This window comes from Pseudoalteromonas sp. SCSIO 43201 (genome assembly GCF_023716725.1).
In the GTDB taxonomy this organism is placed as follows: Bacteria; Pseudomonadota; Gammaproteobacteria; order Enterobacterales; family Alteromonadaceae; genus Pseudoalteromonas; species Pseudoalteromonas peptidolytica.
Genome location: NZ_CP072684.1, coordinates 564,208 through 588,068 on the forward strand (window position 1 = coordinate 564,208; position 23,861 = coordinate 588,068).

General features: G+C 40.6%; 17 protein-coding genes. 11 read left to right on the top strand and 6 right to left on the bottom strand.

What is annotated here, in order from left to right:
* The first annotated feature begins 157 nt into the window (after positions 1-157).
* The gene (locus J8Z24_RS19110; protein WP_252095649.1) at positions 158-3,220 is read left to right on the top strand and encodes an Ig-like domain-containing protein; all 3,063 of its coding nucleotides are present in this window, start codon (positions 158-160) and stop codon (positions 3,218-3,220) included.
* Positions 3,221-3,702: 482 nt separating this feature from the next.
* Here J8Z24_RS19110 and J8Z24_RS19115 read toward each other — a convergent pair whose 3' ends face one another.
* From J8Z24_RS19115 to J8Z24_RS19125, 3 genes are read right to left on the bottom strand one after another with little or no spacing between them, the layout of a single operon-like run.
* Complete coding sequence (locus tag J8Z24_RS19115) at positions 3,703-3,924, bottom strand: EF-hand domain-containing protein (RefSeq protein WP_147391515.1); 222 nt, start codon at positions 3,922-3,924, stop codon at positions 3,703-3,705.
* A 57-nt stretch (positions 3,925-3,981) separates the two neighbouring features.
* Positions 3,982-4,203, bottom strand: a complete 222-nt coding sequence (locus tag J8Z24_RS19120) for an EF-hand domain-containing protein (protein WP_252095650.1) — start codon at positions 4,201-4,203, stop codon at positions 3,982-3,984.
* 43 nt (positions 4,204-4,246) lie between these two features.
* Positions 4,247-4,468, bottom strand: a complete 222-nt coding sequence (locus tag J8Z24_RS19125; RefSeq protein WP_128732147.1) for an EF-hand domain-containing protein — start codon at positions 4,466-4,468, stop codon at positions 4,247-4,249.
* A 373-nt stretch (positions 4,469-4,841) separates the two neighbouring features.
* Between J8Z24_RS19125 and J8Z24_RS19130 the strand changes: the two genes are divergently transcribed.
* The 9 genes from J8Z24_RS19130 (at position 4,842) to J8Z24_RS19170 (ending at position 16,382) form a co-directional block, all read left to right on the top strand.
* Positions 4,842-6,212 carry an ATP-binding protein gene (locus tag J8Z24_RS19130; RefSeq protein WP_176033574.1) on the top strand — a complete coding sequence of 457 codons (1,371 nt, stop codon included), beginning with the start codon at positions 4,842-4,844 and terminating at the stop codon, positions 6,210-6,212.
* Entirely contained in the window at positions 6,209-6,745 is a 537-nt protein-coding gene (locus tag J8Z24_RS19135; protein ID WP_147390148.1) for a hypothetical protein, read from the top strand. Before J8Z24_RS19130 ends, J8Z24_RS19135 begins: the two co-directional genes overlap by 4 nt.
* Positions 6,742-8,070 (top strand): sigma-54-dependent transcriptional regulator, encoded by a 1,329-nt coding sequence (locus J8Z24_RS19140; RefSeq protein WP_252095651.1) that lies wholly within the window; start codon positions 6,742-6,744, stop codon positions 8,068-8,070. The genes J8Z24_RS19135 and J8Z24_RS19140 overlap by 4 nt, the downstream gene beginning before the upstream one ends.
* 329 nt (positions 8,071-8,399) lie before the next feature.
* Complete coding sequence (locus tag J8Z24_RS19145; protein ID WP_252095652.1) at positions 8,400-10,358, top strand: methyl-accepting chemotaxis protein; 1,959 nt, start codon at positions 8,400-8,402, stop codon at positions 10,356-10,358.
* A 110-nt stretch (positions 10,359-10,468) separates the two neighbouring features.
* Positions 10,469-12,640 carry a S9 family peptidase gene (locus J8Z24_RS19150; protein WP_176033570.1) on the top strand — a complete coding sequence of 724 codons (2,172 nt, stop codon included), beginning with the start codon at positions 10,469-10,471 and terminating at the stop codon, positions 12,638-12,640.
* Positions 12,641-12,901: 261 nt separating this feature from the next.
* Positions 12,902-13,693, top strand: a complete 792-nt coding sequence (locus J8Z24_RS19155; protein WP_176033569.1) for a substrate-binding periplasmic protein — start codon at positions 12,902-12,904, stop codon at positions 13,691-13,693.
* Between the two features lie 279 nt (positions 13,694-13,972).
* The gene (gene cspE / locus J8Z24_RS19160; RefSeq protein WP_010369631.1) at positions 13,973-14,185 is read left to right on the top strand and encodes a transcription antiterminator/RNA stability regulator CspE; all 213 of its coding nucleotides are present in this window, start codon (positions 13,973-13,975) and stop codon (positions 14,183-14,185) included.
* Between the two features lie 960 nt (positions 14,186-15,145).
* Entirely contained in the window at positions 15,146-15,634 is a 489-nt protein-coding gene (locus J8Z24_RS19165; protein ID WP_128732140.1) for a DUF1579 domain-containing protein, read from the top strand.
* A gap of 286 nt (positions 15,635-15,920) precedes the next feature.
* The gene (locus J8Z24_RS19170; RefSeq protein ID WP_128732139.1) at positions 15,921-16,382 is read left to right on the top strand and encodes a GNAT family N-acetyltransferase; all 462 of its coding nucleotides are present in this window, start codon (positions 15,921-15,923) and stop codon (positions 16,380-16,382) included.
* Positions 16,383-16,626: 244 nt separating this feature from the next.
* On the opposite strand, the gene J8Z24_RS19175 is transcribed toward J8Z24_RS19170, so the two are convergent.
* Positions 16,627-17,412, bottom strand: a complete 786-nt coding sequence (locus J8Z24_RS19175) for a hypothetical protein (protein WP_128732138.1) — start codon at positions 17,410-17,412, stop codon at positions 16,627-16,629.
* Between the two features lie 339 nt (positions 17,413-17,751).
* Positions 17,752-19,731, bottom strand: a complete 1,980-nt coding sequence (locus tag J8Z24_RS19180; protein ID WP_252096022.1) for an alpha-amylase — start codon at positions 19,729-19,731, stop codon at positions 17,752-17,754.
* A 304-nt stretch (positions 19,732-20,035) separates the two neighbouring features.
* On the opposite strand from J8Z24_RS19180, the gene J8Z24_RS19185 reads away from it, so the two are divergent.
* On the top strand, positions 20,036-22,642 hold the full coding sequence (locus tag J8Z24_RS19185; protein ID WP_252095653.1) for an ExeM/NucH family extracellular endonuclease: 2,607 nt from the start codon (positions 20,036-20,038) through the stop codon (positions 22,640-22,642).
* Positions 22,643-22,799: 157 nt separating this feature from the next.
* Here the strand turns inward: J8Z24_RS19185 and J8Z24_RS19190 are convergent, their stop codons facing one another.
* On the bottom strand, positions 22,800-23,765 hold the full coding sequence (locus J8Z24_RS19190) for a hypothetical protein (protein WP_252095654.1): 966 nt from the start codon (positions 23,763-23,765) through the stop codon (positions 22,800-22,802).
* Positions 23,766-23,861 lie beyond the last annotated feature (96 nt).

Genomic DNA, 23,861 nt, shown 5'->3' on the forward strand with positions numbered 1-23,861 from the left:
ATCAGTTTTTACCCTTGGATCAATTTACTTGATCCAAGGGTAATATCCGATCTCTCTGGTTATTCATGATAAGAAAATTATGTTAGTTTATTTTATATTCTATTTGGATTTTAAATAAAACTTCATTATAAATAGTAGAAAACCTAGAAGGAATAACATGAAATTTTCTACAACAGCACTTCTCACTATATTAATAATGACGCAATCATCATTCGCGCACGTAGAGAAAGTTAAGCATTACTCGAGTATTAACCAGATCGGTTATATAAACGTTGTTGATATTGGTAATGACTCGAATAAAGATATAGTTGGGAAGATTAACAGTGATCATAAAACACTAGCAATTATTGAAATCAACCGTAATGATAAACTTGTAAAAACAACAGTGACTGACTCAGTGAAGCTCGAGAGCGAAGATGAGTTAATTAGCGAGTTTGGAATTTATTACGATCAAAGATCGGACAATCACTATGCAGTTGTTATTAGTGATAAAAGTAACGTACACCTTCTAAATTTAACTGCCAGAAAATATGTAAAAGTGCTCCCAAATGTAACCGCTGATATCGTTAAATTTAAAGACATAGATAACGATGGTAACGTCGAAATCATGCTGATAAATGAAAACAGTATGTCTACACTTGATATGCATACGCTAAAAACCAAAGCGCACTACAACTTACCAAACTCTGACTTTGTTGTTGGAAAGTTTACCAACCGTCTGTTCAATGAAATGCTGACATGGGACGGCGAAATCTACCAAATTCAAAATAATGAAATGAACCTGATTGGTACGCTTGCGGTAACAGGCACCTATTTATTTACTAAAGATATAAACGATGATGGAACAGATGAAGTAGTTAGTGAAGGCTGTACTATCGACGTAAAAAACGGCAGTGTTATTTGGCCTGTAGGGAATTCTCTAGAAAGTTGTAAGCAGGAAACACGCGACTCAAAATATGGTTGGTCATCAATGTTCAACGATGAGCTAAACCAAGTTTTTGGAACAATTAGCTTTAATTCGGACGGTATCACTGTTTCAAACATCATTTATTATGACTATCTCACGAGAGAAAGCGAGATCATTGGCAAAAACATAACTAGACAAAACGCAGACTACCAACCAGATACATATAATTACATTTATGAATATCTAGACTTGTACGGTGATGAGCGAAAAGAAAAAATAAAAAGCACGAAGAAGCTCGATGTCAAGGAAATAACATTTGGTGATGTAACTGAGCTGGGATTCAATGGTAATGCCTATTTAGCAAAGCAAGACAACAAACTAAGAATTATTGATGAACATAAGACGCTAGCTGCTATCAGATTTACAAAATGGGAGCCAAGCTTCAACAAAGTCACTAGTGCAACATTGAAAAATATATCCCCATTTACTCAAAATGAATCATGGTCAAAAGAAGTCGCAAAGAATATCGACTATTTTACAGCAACAACACTTGAAAAGGTGTCAGTAATTCCTTTTGCTAAAAATAGCAACGATAAAGTAGTGTATCAGCTCTATGATTGGGGCCTTAGCAACAGAAAGAGCTATATATTGAACATGGATGGATCTAATCACATCAAAGAGCCCATTATTGGCAGTTTCGAATTTTTGGGAGATATTGATGGTGATGGTAGTCCTGAATACCTCCACCAAGAAGGACATTATTCTGCCAATATATCAAAACCATTCGAAATCAAAGACTTTAATAGTGACGTGGCTAAATATAGCATTTCACTGGTTGCTGAGCCCAACTACAAAACAGGATTAACAGCATCAATAGACTTTGATGGTGATGGTGTTAAAGAGTTAGTATTCAAACATGAAAATCAAACGACAATTTATAATCTTGTTCAAAACAGCCACTCATCACTGGACCTCGGCGATCTTAAATCACTCCACACGTTTACCAATAACGAGGTAGAAAAGCTTTACGTGACGACGCAAAATGGCACTTTGCAGTCCATTTCAGCACAAGGAAGCAAACAAGAAATCACGACCTTATGTACATCGTCGAAATTAATTGATATAGAACAACACCTTGACGGCCAACTCCATGTTACCTGTGAAAATGAGTTGGGTACCTTTAATTTGGCTAGCCAACAATATAGTAAGCTGGTAAGCCTTGATGTGGCTGCAAGCCATGCAGATATTAAAGTAATCGGTCAGGATACTTATTGGCTAGTACGACATGCTAATGGCAGAGAATTATATAAAATTTCAGAAAGTACTGAGCTGCCTTTTCAGCTAAGTGCAGCTGAGTTTAATACCAACAAATTTACCCCCGTGAATTTTGCTTTGTTAGATGAAAAAGATGCTTTTAACTATCGCTTTTATATTTCTAAAGCACCGAGCAAAGGCAATATCTCCTTCTCTGATAGAACGCTGGGTCATTTCAACTATACACCTACAACAGGCGAAGTCGGGCTAGACCAGTTTGAACTTTCTATGAGTGTTGGAGGTAAAGCTACCGAAAGCGTCTTAGTCTCTATTAATATTGAAGGAACTCCACTTCTTATTGAATCTAGTTCACTTTCTGCCCACTGGCGTACTCCGCTTAATGGCACATTGTCATTATCAGGCATAGACGAAAATACTGCTCTTCAGTTCGGAGTGACTAGCGCACCTACTTCAGGTGAGTTTGTCTTCAGTAATACAGCAACGGGGGAATTTACATATACACCATCGACTTCAACGTTAGAGCCTGCAATGCTTAGCGTGAATGTGAGTAATGAGCATGGTCTATACATTGAGAAAGTCATCACTGTAAACCATACGAATACGACGCCGCAGGCACCACCAGTCGAATTCGAGGTCAATCAATCTGGAGTGGCTGACATCCCGCTTTTGGCTAAGGATGCTGATTCAGACCCACTTACTTACGAATTGCTCTCACAACCAGATAAAGGTGCGGTCGAGATAAATAGTAATACGGGGCTGATGTCTTACACCCCAGAAAATGATGCTACTTATGAAGTAAACTTTCAGTATCGAGTGTTTGATGGCATGAGTTATTCAGAGCCAAGCAATGTTATCCTTAACGTCAACACGACAAAAGCTGGCGTCAACAAAGACAATACAGATAAAGAGTCAGGGGTCACTGAACCAAAGAGCAAAAGTGGCGGAAGCATGCCTATCTACCTGCTCTCTCTGCTGATGCTGGTAGGGCTCTTCCGCAAAGTGAGAGTCTGCGTTACTGGGCACAGTCCAGCCTTGTAAAGGCAGGCTTTACTCTTGGATACACATGTCTGATCCAAGGGTAAATCATACGGGCACCCTAAATTTTTCAAGCCCTGAACCTAAAAGCTTAAAAAGTAAGAAATGATTTAAGTTCAGCTTACTAAACCGGAAGAGCCTGAAAAACAAACAAAAAAAGCTTGGCTATTTAGCCAAGCTTTGGGCGCGGTGTGAATAATCGCCTTATTCTTACCGACTCTGATCCTTTAGTTTATTTCCCTAATGACATCCAAACTCTCAATTTGGAGCTCAAAGATTCTGATAGCGATGCCCCGCTGTAAGTATTCCTTTATACCAGTTTGTTTCAACTAGCCCGAAGACAGGCGCTTAGTTGCGCAAATCAGTAATATTGTCAGTTACTCAACAATCATCATAATCTTTGAACTCTATTCCCTGCTCCCTGGCATCAGTTCCTTTTCCTCACTCATTCCCTTGCGCAGGTATGTTTACTGCTCCAGCTCTAATTAGCCTTTAAAGTTTGCGAACTCTGTTGTGCTTAGCTCGCCATTTGCATCAGCGTCTAGTGCTTTAAATTGCTCTGCAAGTGCCGTGTGTGCTTGTGCTTCGCTCATGCTGATTGTGCCGCTTTGATCTGTATCTAGCGCTGCGAAGTCTTCACTCGCCATTGCATTAACAGACGCGAAAGATAAACCTGTGATTGAAAGTGCAATTAGTACGTTTTTCATCATTTGTTCCTCAAAAAATGTAAATACTGTTCGTCTTATAAATTGGAAGGCTATTACTTAGCCTTTAAAGTTTGCGAATTCTGTTTCGCTTAGCTCGCCATTTGCATCAGCGTCTAGTGCTTTAAATTGCTCAACAAGATTTGGATTTACCTTTGCTTCGCTCATGTTAATTGTGCCGCTGCCATCGGCATCGTATTTAGCAAAGTCGTCACCGGCCATCGCATTAACCGACACCATTGATAGACCAGCAAGGGATACTGCTACTAGTAAATTTTTCATGATCTTCTCCTTAACGATTAGAGTGATGTGATAACTCGGCAAATTAACCTTCGTAGTTATCAAATTCTGCTTGGCTTAATTGACCGTCTTGGTCTGCGTCTAGCTCGTTAAATTGAGCAAGAAGGTCTTCATCTGCTTTTGCTTCTTCAATAGAGATGTAACCATCACCATTCATGTCTAGTTTGTCGAAATCAGTGTTTGCATGTGCACCTACTGATGCCAAAGTCATTACTGCTGCTGATACTGCGATTACTAGATTTTTCATCGTGTCTACCTCATAAGATTAAAAACTAATTTCTGTGTTAACCGTTTTGCTATTAAAGCTAAAACTGATTTTGCATTTGTTTTTGCGTTTCGTTTTTTGCTTTCGAGATAACTATTCCAACTTTGATGCCAAAATTAAAAAAGCAATATTTATCAGATAGTTAAAGAAGTTCGCTTGGAAAGGTTAAGGTTGGATTAAGGCTAACTGTTGCTAAATGGCGACAGCTGAAGGTATGGAAAATAAAAAGTCTTTATTTCTCTGAGTATTAGGTTGTCGCATATTTGCAACAACGCCACTTTTTCACACTAAGTTTTACAAACCGAACAGCGCTACTTGGTCAAAATTAGTTCACCTTTGGGAAGGGTTTGGTATCGTGAAAAAAATTTTTTCTCAGTCTTTACAAAAACAGGCACTTATTGCCATGTTTATTGGTGTGCTTCCAATACTCACACTGACTTTGTGGTACGCCCAAGCACTGTCCAAAAACCAACAAAAAACGCAGGATATTTATAATAAAAATCAAAAGCTTATTCTTGAATACAATTTTGTAAAAGCAGATATCAGTGCGCTTGAAAAAGCACTGCAAAATAATCAACTGCTGCAAAGTGAAACACTGCAAGAAAGCATCGAGCAGAAGTGGCAAAACACCAAAAAACGTATTCAATTATTAAAAATAAACCTACCCGATTCGCTGTTTGTTGCTAAATGGCGACAGTTTGCTCCGGATGAGATCAATGCCACCTCAAAAGCTGAAGAGTTTCAACGATTGGTTAAAGTGCTTAATCAATTCGAGGAAAGCTTTCAGCAAACACTGAATAAGCGCTTATCAGATCAAGAAGCCCATTTCGTGCAGCTGCAAACATGGTTTATGTTTGGCCTCATCATCTTGCTACCCACCCTTATCGTGATCAGCATCTTTTTGATCAACCGGATTTGTCAGCAGCTTAATCAGGTAGAATCTGCGGTATCTGAGGTGGGTAAAGGTAATTTTGATAAGTCGGTAGAACTTTCTGGTAGCCATGAGTTACAGCAACTGGGTGACAGGTTAAATTGGTTAAGGCTCGAACTTAAACGCATTCAACAACAAAAAGAAACTTTCTTGCGCCATGTTACTCATGAGCTTAAAACCCCTTTAGCATCACTAAACGAGGGAAGCAGCTTATTAAATAGTGGATTGCTTGGAGCTGTTAATCCAAAGCAGCAACGTATTCTCACCATAATGGAAAACTCTGTTGCAAAGCTTGGATCGCTGATCGACGATTTGCTCAGCTATAGCGCGGCCAGTCACCCTGATAGCCTACATCACAACGCCGAAATGAATCTTATCCAAAAAGAAGTCTCAACGCATCTTAGCGATAAGCTAGGAAAGACTGATGTAATAGTGAACTGGCAAAACCATGATGACCTCAAAGTGCCTTATCTTCCCTGCAAATTAGTGTTAACTCAGCTAGTGAGCAATGCCATCGATCACGCTAAAAGCAATGTCACTATTTCAATTAAAGAGCAAAATGGCGAAGTATTGTTGATAGTCCGTGACGACGGTGATGGCATCGACATTAATGATGCCGATTCATTATTCCAGCCATTTGTTCGTGGTGAGAAAAATAAAAATAATAATGGCAGTGGCTTAGGTTTAGCCATTGTCTCTGAGTGTGTGAAGCAATTAAAAGGCTATGTGAAATGGCTACCAGTAGAATCTGGCGCCAGTATTCAAGTCGCCTTTCCAAAAAGGGATCCAAAATGAAATACATCGCATTAAGTATCATGCTATTTTTGCTCAGTGGTTGTGCCACAACGGAGCATAACGTCGAGCAAACAAAGCAGTTTATTGGCCCTGTGAAAACAGAAACTAGCGCTAGGTTTGTGCCTTTAACTGAAGTGATCAAAGCCTTAGTCAGTCAATGCGCCCAAAAACATAACGTGACATTTAACCAATACTATAAAGGTGCTCAGCACTTACAAGGCTTTATTCACACCTATTGCGGTACAGACTCAACCACCAAGCAACTTAAAGCCATTGAAGCGCTAAGACTACAAGATTATTGGCCGGAAGATTATAACATTTGGTTTGAATCATTAGCTTGGCATACTCAAAACCTTCGTGAGCAAAAAATCAGCAATTATTACGCTGACAATAAAGCACAACAGCACCAAGCACAATTGCTACAAACACAGAAGCAGCTTGCTGAGCTGAAACAAAAGTTGGCAGACATAGAAACTCAACGTCTAAAAACCGATCTATCTGAAACCCCATCACTTGAGGAGGATGTACTATGAGTCAAATACAACAGGGTGCAAAGTTGCTTTTAGTAGATGACGATACATCTTTGACAGAGCTGCTGGCGATACGGTTAGAAAGCCATGGATACGAAGTTGAAGTAGCGCATCGTGGTACGCAAGCATTAAACATCCTCAAACAAATGCCCATTGACTTGGTTATCACAGACCTAAAGATGGCGCACATGAACGGTTTTGAACTTAATGAACAGATAAAAAAACACTATACGGGAATGCCCGTTGTGATGATGACCGCTCATGGCTCAATTCCAGATGCTGTCGACGCTATGCAACAAGGCTTTGTCAGCTTTTTAACCAAACCCATTGACTCTCAACAAATGCTTGATGTCATCAATGAGGCGCTTGCTGGAAAAGTAAGAACAGCCCAGACTTCAGATCCTAATAACTTTCATGGCTTGTTGTTTCAAAGCGCCTCAATGCGTCAGTTAGTACAGCAAATCCAAGCGCTTGCTAGTAGCAACGCAAACATCCTGATCCAAGGCGAGAGCGGCACTGGTAAAGAGGTGACGGCAAAAGCGATCCATCTGGCAAGTAATCAATCTCAAGGGCCTTTTATCGCGATAAACTGTGGTGCAATGCCTGCCCACCTTTTAGAGTCAGAGTTATTTGGCCATAAAAAAGGAGCATTTACTGGTGCTGTGAGCGACAAAGAAGGTTTAGTACAAGCCGCCGATGGCGGCACCTTATTTCTCGACGAAATTGGTGATATGCCGCTTGATTTGCAAGTTAAACTACTGCGTGTTTTACAAGAACGAACCGTTCGTCCGGTGGGCGGCCAAACCGAGCATAAGGTCAATGTTCGTTTTGTCTCTGCAAGCCATAAAAACATTCAAAGCGCTGTTGCCGAAAAACAATTTCGTGAAGATTTATACTACCGCTTAAACGTGGTGTCCGTTGAAATCCCAAGCTTAAGAGAGCGATTGGAAGATATTCCACTACTTGCATCACGTTTCTTAAGTGCTCTTAGCGATGGCGAAAAGCAATTTAACCAACAAAGTATTACGCACTTGTTGAATTACCATTGGCCGGGCAACATTCGCCAGCTCCATAATATTGTAGAGCACTGTGTCGCCATCACTCCAGGTAAAGTGATAACCGAAGATATTGTACAAAAAGCCTTACCAAAAGATTGTGTGCAAAATGCTTTTACTGGGTTGAACGAAGCTAAACGTCAATTTGAATATGACTACATTCAAAAAGTACTCGCGCTTTGTGAGGGGAATGTCTCAGAAGCGGCAAAACTTGCACAACGAAATCGCTCTGATTTTTATAAATTACTTAAAAAACACGAGATCCAATGCTAAACCTATTTATAGAGGAAGATAAAATTATGCCTCACACGGTCGGATGCCCACTACCTGCAACCGACTGTAGTGAAGCCTAAGACATAGCACTTCGCTCAATTAAGAGAGTGAGTTTGGGTAAAATGCGTTGCCATGTAGGTACGCTCGTAGTAGCTCTAAACAAGAGGTTTTTAACAAAAATAGCGCCCAACTTACCTTCTCAAATTGAGCAGGTAGTGAAGCAAAAGACGGCAAATCATAGTGTCGCCAGCTCCAAAGTACTTCCTTCCCTAAATACAGTGCCGTGATATGGCACCTGACAACATAGTCCAATTAATGGGGTCTCTGCGATGAAGATGCGCAAAAAACTGATAATTAGCTTTGTACTCACCGTTATTATTCCTATTTTGGCAATTTCGATTGTGAGTATTTCGCAAACCAAGAAAGATTCTCTTGAAAAGTTTTTAGACGCATCCGGCAATGAAATTCGGCAAGCGGAACGGTCATTTGTATTATTTTTTGAGCAAATGAAAAAGAGCGCCCGGTTTTTAGCACAGGCCGAGGCTGTACAAAATGTTAGTGAAAATACCACCACTTACTTTGGTGCAGAGAAACCAATGACTCCGTTGCAAAATGGTCAGAATGAAGCGCAAATTTATGAGCTTTATCGCGCATTCGGACAAACCCATGAAGAGTTACTGTTTGTCTATTTAGGTACGAGTTCTGGTGGCTTTATCCAATACCCAGCAGAACCTCTGGGCAACTATGATCCAACTAAACGCCCTTGGTACAAAAAAGCCGCAGCAAACCCCAATAGCGTTATCCTCACAGAGCCTTATCAAGGTGTTACAGGGCAAGCTATGGTCTCAGTCGCGACGGCGATTAAGCGTAACAGTAGAATGATAGGTACACAATCGCTGGACGTGACGCTCTCCACTCTCACTGATATTGTTAGTAACATTCGCTTGGGGGAATCTGGCTATCTACTTTTACTCGACGGTAACGGTATTGTACTGGCTGACCCAAAAAACAAAGACAACAACTTTAAACACAGCAAAGATCTCAACAGCCCACTTTATAACGCAATTCGAGATGTGAAAAACGAAGCCTACCTCACCATTGAAACCGATAATAAAACCTACGTTGCTAAAATTTATCGTTCATCAAACCTTGGCTGGCAGTTTATTGCAGTTATTGATGAAGATGAAATTTTAGCTGCTGCATACGATATGACTATTAGTATTGCGGTAATTGCGATGTTAATGGTGATTATTTTTGTCATTACCGCTATCACACTGGCAAATAAAATTGTCCAACCGATAGAAATGGTTTCTTTGGGTTTGAGAGAAATTGCCCAAGGAGAAGGAAACTTATCGAAACGTTTAAAGGTGATCAGCAACGATGAAATTGGTGAACTTGCAACCTGGTTCAACAAATTTCTCGATTCGATTAACCTGTTAGTGAAAGACATTCAGCATAATGCCGCGACACTCAACAGCGCAGCACTAGACTCCCAAAAAAGTATTAACGATATTCGTAGACAATGCCATGCTCAAGCGGATGACTCTGCCAATGCTGCAACAACAACTGAAACCGTGGAGCAGCTTGCAATAGAAGTGACTGGACATTGCACCCAGACACTTGAAGATGTGGTTAGCGCTGACGAGCATGCCCAACACGGCAACAAAACCATCGAATTAACCGTGTCACAGGTGGCAAGACTCAATCAGTCACTAGCTGAGTCTGCAAGTGCGATGAATCAACTTGAGAGTGAAAGCCAAGACATTACCAATATACTTGGTGTGATCCGCTCGATTGCAGAACAAACCAACCTACTTGCGTTAAATGCAGCCATCGAGGCGGCTCGAGCAGGAGAGCAAGGTCGAGGGTTTGCTGTGGTTGCAGATGAAGTGAGGACACTGGCACAACGTTCTCATGATGCCACGCAAGAGATTGAGCAAGTGCTGACTAATCTTATCGCGCAAACTAGAAATGTATCTAACCAGATGACGGTGAGTGTGAGCGAATCAGAAACCACAATTACGCAATCGCAAAGCGCTCAACAAGCATTTTCAGACATTACAGCAGCCGTATCACGCATTAAGTCTTCGGTATCAAATATTGCAGCACAAGCAACACAGCAAGGTCAAAATGCTGGTCAAACCAAACGATTGATTGGCTCTGTAGATGTTTCGGTAAGGCAAGTTGGTGACGGTGCGGCTGCACTTAATGCCGGAGCTGACCAATTGGTGGCACTTGCTAAAGATCTAGAGCAATTAGTTGGCCGCTTTGATATTGATGAACAATAGTTAACCTATCCCATTTAATTATTGTTACAAAAATGGTGTACTGCCCAGTTGTCCTCATATTGACAACTGGTTTAGACTGGGCAAACTTATTTATCTATAGAAAAATAACAATGAAGAAATTTAAATTCACATTGATCTCTACTGCTCTATTTGCAGTTCTTGGTTGCCAAGAAGCTCCGCAACAAAACCAAATTGAAGCGCAAACTCAAGCACAACAACAAGTGGCGGTGGCAGCACCTATCGCTGAAAAAGTTCCACATAAAGTGATGATTCATGGGCAAGAGTTTACTGATAACTACCATTGGTTACGCGACGACACTAGAAGCAATGAAAAAGTACTAGGTCATCTCAATCAAGAAAATGCCTACGCAGACAGTAAACTTGATGCGACCAAGCAACTCCAACAAACACTTTTTGAAGAAATTAAAAACAAAGTTGTTAAAGATGACCGTAGCGTACCGACATTAAACGGTAGCTATTACTACTTCACAGCAACGGAAGGCGACAAAGAGTACTTTACCTATTTCCGTAGCGAGCATAAAGACGGTAAAAATGCTGAAGCAATTTTTGACGCGAATACTCGTGCTGAAGGCCAGAATTATTATGGTGTAGGCGCACTACAAATTTCATCTAACGAAAACCTGTTAGCATTTGCTGAAGATACCCTCAGTCGCAGAATTTATACTATTCAAGTTAAAGATTTAACAACAGGTAAATTGTTAGAAGACAAAATCGAGGGTACGTCTGGTTCAGTTGTGTGGGCTAATGACAACAAAACACTTTACTACATCAAAAAAGATCCCGTTACTTTGCTTGGCTTCCAAGTTTTTCGTCACACTTTAGGTACACCACAAAGCGATGATGAATTAGTCTATGAAGAAACGGACAACAGTTACTTCACCAATATTTCTAAGAGCAAAGATAAAAGCACTATATACATTCACCACGGCAGTACCGAATCGTCTGGTGTGTCTCTTATCAATGCTGACGATGCAAAAGCCAAACCAGAGCGTTTCATTCCAAGAGAAGCAGGTCACGAATACAGCATTAACAAACTAGGTGATTGGTTTTACGTTCATACAAACAAAGATGCTATTAACTTTAAACTAATGCGTGTTAAGGCAACTGATGTAAAAGATCGGTCAAAATGGCAGACGGTGGTTGAGCATAACCCTGATGCAAAATTAGAAAGTATTGCCTTGTTCAACCAGCACCTGGTTTACGAAACACGCGAAAACGGTCTAACTCAAATCACGGTTAGTAATTTAGATAACAGTAAAAGCAAGCGCTTAACGTTTAATGACCCAGCGTATACGGCATACCTGACAGGCAACAAAAACATAGACACTGACTCGGTGAGAATTGGCTATCAAAGTATGACCACACCAGCTTCTGTGTTTGATGTTAATTTGGAAACTCTTGATAAAACGTTATTAAAACAAAATAAAGTGCTGGGCGACTTTAATCCTGAAAATTACAAATCAGAGCGTATATTTATCACTGCACGTGATGGGATTAAAGTACCCGTTTCAATTGTGTATCGCAAAGATAAATTCAAGCAAGATGGGTCTAATCCACTGCTGCAATATGGCTATGGGTCTTATGGGTTGAATGTCGAACCAACCTTTTCTATAAGTCGCTTAAGTTTGTTAGACAGAGGTTTTGTGTACGCCATCGCTCATATTCGAGGGTCAGAAACACTTGGCCGCCCTTGGTACGAAGATGGTAAAAAGTTAAATAAGAAGAACACTTTTAATGATTTTATTGACGTGACCAAAGCATTAGTAGAACAAAAGTACGGTGATGCCTCAAGAATATATGCTAGAGGTGGTAGCGCCGGAGGTCTGCTGATGGGGGCGGTGATTAACCAAGCTCCAGCGCTTTATGACGGTGTTCATGCAGCTGTGCCGTTTGTTGATGTCATTAATACTATGCTGGATGAAAGCTTGCCACTTACCACTAATGAGTACGATGAGTGGGGCAATCCAAATGATAAAACCTACTTTGACTACATGCTATCTTATTCACCTTATGACCAAGTGAAAGCACAAGCATATCCGAACTTGCTAGTTACAACTGGCTTACATGATTCGCAGGTACAATACTTTGAACCTGCCAAGTGGGTTGCAAAGCTACGAGATCTTAAAACTGATGATAACTTGCTACTATTTAAAACCGATATGGAAGCAGGTCACAGTGGTGCATCGGGTCGATTTAAAGGGATCCATGATATAGCACTAAGCTATAGCTACTTTATCGCACTTGCTGAGAATAAAATCTAGCTTTTAGCTTTTCTAGACACCAAAAGAGGCAATGCTTCTTTTGGTGTTGCCCGCTCGCTCAACCAGTTATGTTGGCCTGCGTTTCTAAAGCATAAACGCTCATGATATTCCTGCCAGTTATATCAATTCATCAAATTACGTGATCTATTTGTGGGGAAATGACACCAAGCACCCGACTCAATAAGCACAATGGAGATTACTAACAAATTGCACCATTGTTGACTATATTAAAGAGACGACACATTTTTATATCAGTGAAAAATGAACGTATTTCGCTATGTTTTTATCTGGTATTGTTTAACCCTGCCCTTCGATAACTGTGCGACCCCTCATAAGCCGGAGCTAGCTGCACCGATCGCTGTTACCATTTTAGTGGATGATGCTTATCCGCCTTATAGCTATCAGATAAATGGCGAGCTGTATGGCATTTATGTTGATATTGTCAAACAAGCCGCTCGAATACTAAGCAAAGAGTATTCAATTACTTTGCGGGCCATACCTTGGAAACGAGGACTTTCTTCGATGGCATCAGCAGAGGCAATGGCACTCATGCCTCCCTATATTCATATAAAAAAAAGACCCTACATCTGGCCATACTCTGTACCACTGCAAGAAGAAGTGGTGGTCGCTTTTTGCAATAAAGGGGTCACGCTAAAAAAGCTCCCACATATAAAACCGGAACAAGCCATCAATGTCGGCATAAACGCAGGATATATGATCTTGGATGAAGACTTAATGGAAGCTCAAAAATTAGGCTTGATTAAGCTGTGGGAGAATAAAAGCACAAATTCAAATATCGAAAAGCTTTCTCGCGGCCGCATTGATTGCTATGTGAATGACAGGCTTTCCACCTTACTCGGAATAAATAAAACATCTCTCGCTTCTTCTCAGCTTAGCAGTGGAAACATTATTGAAGATAAAGTGATCATGAGGCGTACTGCACATATTGGTTACTTAAAAGGCTTTGAAGAAAAGTATCCACATAAGCAACACTTTATTTTACAAATGGACAATGCACTTAGGCAGGTACTCCAAAGCGATACGACTGAGTAACTCAGGCCACAGAGTCCATCCAAATAACACTTTGCAACCTAAAAGCGATTGCTTTTTGAACTATTTTATAAACTTCATTGGACAGCCATGTAAGAACGCTATATTATAATAGCGCTTTAGATACTTAGAGCACTTACTACTGCTGCACTGTTTTTTCTTGATACTCTTTTTTTTAAAAAGTCGTTTATAGATATACCAATGCGTTACTAGCTAAGTTTTATCTATCGCTTTAACGGTGATTTTCACCACACAATTAATTTTTTGAAAAAGGTTTCAATTATGTCTAACACAGTAAACGGCACAGTTAAGTGGTTCAACGAAGAGAAAGGTTTTGGTTTTATCACTCAGGAAAACGGCGGTAAAGATGTATTCGTACACTTCCGTGCTATCGTTTCTGACGGTTTCAAAACTTTAACTGAAGGCCAATCAGTGTCTTTCACAGTTGAAGAAGGCCAGAAAGGTCCTCAAGCAAGCAACGTAGTAGTTAACTAATACGTTTTGCAAAAGAGCTGGTGTAAACCACTAGCTCTTTAAAGCCCCAACCCCTTGTAGTCCTTGAGCAGCACATCAGGCAACAACAGCACAATTCATTAACAATGAAATAACACCCGTAATATCTGTGATAGTCGTCAGTACTTTTGGCGAAAATTTTGCAGAATCTAATCCAAACATTTTCAGTGCAATTGGTACGAGCCCCCATGACTTCCCGCAATCACAAGCGAAGAGAGCTTCACTGATACAAACCCCAAAACCTGAAACTTCTGACCTCACCAGTATCAAAAAGCGCATCGACCATGAAGGTCAAGTAAAACAACCAAACAGCCTACCACAGCTTTTGCAGACAGTTTTCTGAACTCGAGTCTTATTTGGAATTAGCCGAGCTTACTGGGAAGTATATTTACACCGATAAAAAGCAAATATCTTTGATTATCAATCTATTTTGTCTCAACGAAACATCGAACCTGATAATTGCGTGAGACTTACAACACAACTTTCTCGGCTCTTCCACTGCGCAGTTGGTCAAGAGCAAGTGCTCACTGCTTATTGTTGAACACTCAAACAACGGCGCACAAATCTAGCAAATTGTGAACGTTTGTAGGTTTAGCCAAAAAAAAGCTTTAAAGCTGGTTGAATCGCGGTACCTTTGTTGTGCGAGACTCTCTAGATTTAATGTCAAAACATGGATAACAGGCAATCACTTCCTCTGAAATGACGCAATACACTCACGCTTGCAACCCTTTAAGCAACTTTTCCCAGCATAACTAAAAAATAGAGTAAACAAGATATTGTGGGTGCCAGTGTTAACTTTGCGGATCTCAGCCTAAACCCTTTTGCCATCCATTTTGTGAGGTTACCCATCCAAAAATACACAAACATTAAAATAAAACTGTATAAATAATCAGTATTCATGTTATTGTGCTTTAAAATTACAACAACAAACAGGGTAGTAAGATGTTACTGGATTCAGAACCTAATGCGCCGCAAGATTTTGACTTCATCATTGGCGATTGGAATGTAAGACACCGCCGATTGAAAGATATACTCAACGGAGGTGAAGAGTGGATTGAATTTGATGGGCTCTCTTCAACCGTTCATACTCTCGGTGGTTATGGAAACATCGAAGATGTCCAACTGAATTTTCCAAATGCTTCAGTAAGAGCAAAAGCTATTCGTTCATATAATTCTGCAACAAGAGAGTGGTCTATTTGGTGGCTAGATGGTCGAAACCCAAGTGCACTAGATACACCTGTTGTTGGTAAATTCTCTGATGGGATTGGATGCTTCTATGCAGATGAGCGCTACAATGATACTCCAATTAAAGTGAGATTTCTTTGGAATTCAACTAACCCCATAAAACCTACATGGGAGCAAGCATTTTCAAAGGATAACGGAAAAACTTGGGAGACAAATTGGTTAATGGAGTTCACTCCGAAGAATTAATCTGCTTCGAGCCAATAACAAAAGATTATAGCGTCAATAGCTAATTTTACGCCTTTGGCGCTTCCCATATTACATCTAATTTAATCTCAAACTCACCTTCTGAAATTCGCCACTCTCCACTTCCTTTTAGATAAGGCATGTTTAATTAGAACTCTCTACAAGATCACAAATAGGAGAAACCGATGAAGACATGAAGACAAATATTGCTTTAGCACAAGGTCATTTTATAGAAGTCAAAAAAGCGATAGTATGACATGTAAAGTTCAATTATCACAAAGAGTTCATCATGAACATTGTCAAAGTAGACACTAATAATGCTCAGGTTTATGCCAACCTTTACCAAGGTTATGGCGCAGAATTTTCTCCAATTATAGACGATAAACCAAACGAAAATGGTTTGTTTGAGATTTACCCTCAGCTTACAGGCTCTGTTACAGGTTACTTATTATATTTGGACGGTATCCCAGCAGCTCTCACGGCAATAGACGAGAAATCTCCAAAAGCATATGAAATCTGTGATTTTTATGTATTACCTTGTTTTCGTAAAAACAAAGTAGGAAAACGTTTTATCTCCAGTTTGTTTGAGCAGCTTGGTGGTTCTTGGGAAATCAAGCAAGTTGCAGGAGCGGAACATGCAACCAGTTTTTGGAGAGATGTGGTCGGGGATTATACCTCAGGTAACTACATTGAAGACATTTATGAAGACCATAAGTGGGGTACCGTAACAAGGCAGTGTTTCTCACACTAATGAATGCCATCATTTAAGAGAGAATAGCTGCTAGGATCTTGTTAACGAGTATTTTCATAACCCATAATTAATATTTAGTGGTTTTTGTTGTAATATTTTTGGTTTAGCTTCACCTTACCCGATTAAAAAGCACAATATATTAAAAACACTAAATTCAATAAAAATTCAAATTAAAATATAAAAATAAATTTAAATAAATTGAGAAATATGAGCGTAGCTTTAGCCACGCTCTTTTTATTTTTTGTTACTTAATCACATGTTCTTCATGGATAACATTAATGCTATTTGGATTTGTTAATGACAAAACCTTAACTGCTAGTGTTTTTCCTGCCGCATTTTCACATTCAATGATCTGATACAAGACAGGCTGTCCAGCCTGAGAATTATCAACTGTGATGTCAGTCATAAATACATCTGAATGGAATGGACCTTTGCCACTTTCACCGTGGAAGAGTCCAAGTTCAACTCCGCGGTTAGACAGTGTTGTGCAGCGTCCACTATTACTTTGACTATCCACACTTAGGCGACTCTCAACATGATACGCACTATGGTAGCCGTAGGTATTCGGACGGTGTACAAATTCACCTGCAGGCTGCGCGTTTATCTCCCATTCTACAAGTGGTGCACCAGGCACATTAACATATACGTCGTATTGTTCCCCTGATGCGCTGGTGCAAGAGACTTCAACGCGTTTATTCGCTGTTAAGTACTGCTCAGGAATGGTAGCTGTTGCCTGCTGAACATAATTACTTCCTGATAGCCCTTGTACGTTAGCATGCGCGATTTGCTCACCAGTTGTATGGTGATATACGTTCGCGTAACTACAAAAATCGCCCTCTCCTCGTGGGTGTAAATCAACCTTTAGGTTATGTGCAAATTCACTTGCAAGGATCGCTGTTGCTACAGGACCGTTGGTGTATTCAGTTACGCGTTCGAATCCATCAGTATCATGTGCCAGACTTGGTAAAGCCATACTATTTGCTGAGACAAATACAGCTGCTAAGGATAGTGCGAAACAAAACTTCTTCATTTTAAATTTTCCTTTTTTAATCTCATAGAGGGCATTGTTGTCTATTTGAAAGGGCCCGTTCGTAAACAACGAGTTGATAATAATTCCCAATGACAGCGCTGACAATAGCTTGTGAACACATTTTAATGATTTAAATCAATTTATCTAATTTTATTTTTAAAATGTTAATTTATTGAATTTATATGACTACATTTTAATCTAGGTTAATTTTAAACTTATCATTATTGCAAGCAAAAAAGTAGAAGATAGTAAATAACAGAGGAAAGGCCATTTAAAATAAAAAGTGAGCTAAGTGCTTTTATCTCGACACTCAACTCACCTTATTATAAAGAATAGAGTTTATAAGGGTAAAATCATCGCTGAGTCTTTACCAAACTCAAATACATTCGTTTTTCCACATTGTGCAAAGTGGTTGTTACTCATATAAGGTGTACCCTGCTGATTAATATCAGCTTCCCAACCTTGTCCATTGTTCACAAAAGCTTTAACTTCAAACCAACCGTTAAAGGTATGATTGCAATTCATCTCGACTTCCAAAAGCCAGTAGTGAGCGCCCCACTGATTAAGCGGCATCACACCAAAACCATCTCTATCATAACGTTTTTCAGCTCCCCACTGAGCAGGCCATACATCTGAGGTCCAATCGAGTGGGCTCCCCTTTGCACCATTTGCTTGCCCGTTTTGAGCTTCAGACCAGTCCAACATGGTGTCACCTACCTTCCAAGGCGCAGTGGTTACATTTCTCATATTTAGATGCTTTATTGGTAATGCACAGCGCATGGGATTAGCAGAACAATCAACACCACGCTGTAATGACGCGGTATGGTCAAGGCCACCACGAATGAACATATCTTGTCCTGATTGTGTCTGTGCTTTGATAAATACTAAAGTGCGCTGCCAATCCTCTAAATCCGGTGGTGGCGCTGTTATTTTACTTTGGTGATGAATTGCAAGTGCCTGCATCGCCTCAATTGACACATGTGCATAGCCATTCTCGTCAACTTTTATACTTTGGCCTAAGCACTGTCCTTCAACCTTTGCACCTGTTAATACATTACAATAAGTACCTGGCTCCATGCCTGTCTGCAATTGTTGGTTCATTCCAAAAGGCTCTCTGTTTATCGCGACAAATCCTAAGTTACCTCGAGAAAAAGCGATTTGGTTATTGCCGTTATCCCACCAATTGTCGACATTCCAATTTCCCGATGTATGGTTTCTAAACTGCATTGCTCCAGAGATCATTGGACGACGATGCTCACATTGCCACTGTGCACTGTTACAATTTAGATTACCGTTTTGATGTACAGGTAATGAAGGCGCGCCAGCATCAGTATTACCGTTAAACTCATAGCTAGACATGACTTTTGGATAGCCGTAAGGAAACGCCAACATAAATACATTAGCTAAGTCATAGAGGTTGCCATCTTTAAAGGTCACAATCGAGCCTGCACCTCCATGTCCGCGTTGATTGTCATGATTATCCGTAAACACTACCGCTTTATGACTCGGCATTAATCCCCATGATTCACCAAAACTTTTTAGCCACGCCAGCTTGCCTTGTTTAAAGGCGTTACTGAGCTTTATGCTATATTTAAATTCTGTGACTAACCCATTTTGATGATATTCAGATGCGGTAATGGCTTCACCGCCTTGATCAATCACCTCTTGAAAAATCACCGCTGGCTTATTTAATTTAGCAAGCACATCGGCAATATCATTTGCCGGCATGTGCTTACTGGCATCAAGACGAAAGCCTGCAACTCCCAGTGACAAGAGGTCATTTAGAAAGCCTGCAATAGTATTTTGTACGTAGTCTGCGTCAGTATCTAAATCATGAAGCCCTACCAGTTCACAATGCTGAACTCGCCAAGCATTGTTTGCGTAATCTTCAGAGTTGATTGCACATGTGTTATGAAAGTCCCGAGGGCTATATATTGGGTACTGCTTGTTACCGAAGGCATTTCCAGCAACGCCTTCACCGCTCCCGTGTGCCATGTGGTTTATCACAGCATCAACATATATATCAACTCCAGCTAACTTACAACGTGAGACCATATCGGCAAACTCAGCGCGATTGCCACCGCGACTCACAATCTCATAGCTTACCGGTTGATAACGCGTCCACCATTGTGAGCCCGTTATATGCTCATTCGGTGGTGATACTTGCACGGCTGCATAACCGTTTGGTCCTAAAAATGTTTCACACTCAGTCGCAACGTCACGCCAAGACCATTCAAATAAGTGAACAAATGTTGTTGGATCGCCCTGCGAGGCATTAATAGGGGCAGCTAAGCCTAACGCAAGTAGTGCTGTAGCCATAGATTGGATTCGTTTTGTTGTCATCATTATTGCACCTTTTCATGTTACACAAATTTAACAATATAGGTATCAATAATGATCGATCCATTGAATACGTATGCAGCAGTGGTTTTTTGTCAATGCACTTAGAAAAGAGGCATAAACACGACTTTGCATAACTTCAATGACATTTGCCCTACAACCACAAACATTAAGTAAACCAATGTAAACAAAACATCAAGTTTAATTGAATTGTCATCAATAGTGATTAGAATATCGACCCGAATAAATATTCGAAAAATTATAATACACGGGAAAATAAAAAATGATTAAAAAATCAATTTTGGCCTCTGCTGTTACATTAGCTTGCCTAAACGCTCAAGCAGACGTCATTATCTCCGAATATATTGAGGGTAGTAGCTATAACAAAGCAGTAGAGCTCTATAATGGTAGCAATACTGCGGTAGACTTGAGTGGCTACTCAATAAACTTCTTCTTTAATGGTGCAACCGAAGCCCGCACGCAAATCGAACTATCTGGAGCGCTAGCGCCAAAGTCTACTTACGTTATCGCACATGCTGATGCAGCTTCAGATATCTTAGCCAAAGCGCAGTTAACTAACTCTAGCAGCTGGTTTAATGGTGATGATGCGATCACACTGACACTTGATGGCAATACTATTGATAGCTTAGGTCAGCTAGGTGTTGACCCAGGTAGTGAATGGATTGATGGCGAAATCAGAACAAAAGACAAAACTCTAGTCAGAGATCCGGCGGTAACGCTTGGACGCACCGATCCTAGTGAAGCATTTATAGGTGAAGGGCAATGGCTCGCGCTGTCTAAAGATGACTTTAGTAGCCTAGGTGTACACTCAAACGGTAATGATATACCAGAGCCAGAACCTGTAAAGTGTGGTGAAGACAATACCTTAATCAGTACAATTCAAGGTGCGGGCGATTCTAGCCCAGTTGCGGGTGAGGTCGTTGAGGTTCAAGCTGTGGTCACCTCAAGCTTGCAGTCTGACACAGGTCTTAAAGGCTTCTTTATTCAAGAAGAAAGCGCTGATTACGACAGCGATGAAAATACTTCAGAGGGTATCTTTGTCGCATATAACAACACCTCGGTTAGCGTCGGAGATGTTGTGAAGCTGCGTGGTAAAGTTGAAGAAAAATATGGCCAAACGCAACTTATAAATGTTGATGCAATTGAACTTTGTGGTACAACAAACGTGTTTGCAACCGCCATAACATTGCCTGTTCAAAGCAGCCTTGAGGCATACGAGGGCATGCTTGTTTCTATTACTAACGAGTTGGTCGTCAACGATACATACGGACTTGCACGTTACGGCGAAGTGCGTTTAGCTACCGAGCGCTTGTATCAGGCGACTCAAATCGCAGCGCCTGGTGAGCCAGCAAATCAATTAGAAGCACAGAACAAACGCAAAGAAATTTTGTTAGATGATGGTTCGTCAGTACAAAATCCTGAGGTGATCCCATACCCTTCCCCTACTCTTGACGCTTATAACACGTTACGTTTGGGTGATTCGGTGACTAGTCTCGAAGGGGTCATAGGCTATGGCTATAGCCAATACCGTATTCATCCAACCACAACACCAAACTTTGTTCATACCAATTTACGTACACAAGCCCCTGAAGTGGAATCCCGTGGCGATCTACGTATTGCCAGTTTTAATGTCCTAAATTATTTTAATGGAGATGGCCAAGGAGCCGGATTCCCTACTCCTCGAGGCGCTGACAACGCTGAAGAGTTCGAACGACAAAAAGCAAAAACAGTCGCAGCAATCACTGCACTCGATGCTGATATTGTTGGCTTGCTCGAACTTGAAAACGACGGTTTTGATGAGCGCAGTGCGATTGCTGATCTGGTTAATGCGCTAAATGTGTCAGATCCTGTTAATACCTATGCGTTTGTTAACCTAAATACTGAGCGAGTTGGTGGTGATGCTATTACTTCAGGCATTATCTATCGCAGCAATAAGGTATCCGAAGTGGGCACACCAGCTTATACGGAAACTGTCCCCTTTGACTATGGTAACCGTCCACCAGTAGTACAAACTTTTAAAGACATCACTAGTGAAGAAACATTCACTGTCGTAATGGCTCATTTGCGTTCAAAGGGAAGTTGTTCTAAAGCTGAGGGCTTAGATCAAGATCAGAACGATGGTCAAGGCTGTTGGAATCAAACGCGTGTCAATGCAGTAAATACGCTGTCACAGTGGTTAAATACCAATCCAACAGGGGTAGTAGAAGACGATGTCATTATATTAGGTGATATGAACGCGTATGCAAAAGAAGATCCAATTAACACTTATATTACAAATGGTTATGCTAATATCAAACAAGCCTTGCATGGTGATAATTTAGACTACTCGTACGTATACCAAGGACGTATTGGTAGCCTAGACCACGCGTTTGCTTCAACTTCCATGATGACAAAAATAAAGTCTGTGACTGATTGGCATATTAATGCAGATGAGCCTGTTGCGCTGGACTACAATACTGAATACAAATCAGATAACCATAAGGCAAGCTTGTACGCGCCACACCCTTATCGCGCGTCAGATCATGATCCAGTTGTTATCGATCTTAAGCTAGCGGTAGAGCCTACTGTTATCGAGGGTGAATTTTCTGGTCTTGCAGGGTGGTTTTGGTGGCAACATCGCGAAATAGAGCTACCAGCAGGTTTTGATAAATTAGAAGTGTCAATGACAGGTCAGGGTGAAGCTAATCTGTACGTGCGCCACCAGCATGTGCCAAGCTTTTTCCAGTATGACTGTCGCCCATACCTTTGGGGTAGCACTGAGAGTTGCACATTTAATCAGCCAGCCGAAGGAAAATGGAACATACGTGTGCGCGGTTTGTTGCCGTATTACAATGTCACTATTAAATATAAGGCAACCAAAGCAAATTAACCTAAGGTTTGGCTAGTTAATAACACTTATCAGCTTTTACTAATTGGCTTATTTAGATTTTCTAAATAAGCCAATTCATCACTTTTCAAAGCTTTCCTTAACAAGTTGAGCTAAGCAGAGGCTTTAAAACAATTTTCTTATTGAAATGCGCTAGCCGTTAAACGCAGCTGACTGGACACTTGTCGGGGCCAAGTGGATTTTTCCTACGTACGCTATCTAATTGTACTTCAATCGCATTTGAAATTTTTACGTTTAGTGAAGCTGTATGAGGCTGATCACTATATGTTAATGAATTACCAGACACAGAGATGCGAACCGATTGACCATTACTCATATTGCGAATAGCATCTTTGGCTTTGACACCCAAGTCTTCACCAGCATAGAAAAACTCACCACTGGGGATCGCTTTATCCAAAGAGAAGATGGTACGAGCGCCGCTGAGTTTATCGTCATTTACAAACCCTGCCATTTCTTTTTTCATTTTTGACTCAAAAAATGAATCAACGAGGTTAGAAAGACCAGGAATGCTGATCCCCAAAAAGCGTGTTTCAATATCAACATCTAAATTGATAGGTCTAACACTTAAGTTGGATACTTCACCACTGTAGGGGTTGTAAGTTGCGGTTGCCCAAATCTCAGGTGTACTTATTCTTCCATACGCTTTGAATATAATAGAAGGTGTGTTTTTAAGGGTAATTTTTGACTTTGAATTAATACCAATGCCGCCGATCTTAGCGGTTACTTGACCATTCGACTCTTTCAATTCAAATACCAAAGGCCCATTGATACTTGTTGAGACATAGTCTAGGTCAAAGCTGCCATTAAGATTTGCATCCATCATCTGATACATTTGCTGTTTGATGTCCGCTTCTAGCGCATTTCTACGTGCGGAAGTCTTAGCCAACACTGATTTTACATAATTGTTTTGATCCAATGCGCAGCTTTGATAGCTACCATACGCAACTGAAGCCGAAACACGTGTAACATAATCATCACGGTTATACTGCTCGAACAAGTTATATAGGTTACATTCGCCAATATTATTATTAATTGCGGCAGAAGCGGCTGTTGGTACAACGCCAGCGGTAAGCACAGTTGCAAACACAAGTGACTTTGAAATCATTTTACATCTCCTTTGGTCTATTTCAGATTTCGGGTACACGTTAATATTCCCAAACTTCATTGTCAAAGAATAATTAACCTAATTAACAACCAAAGT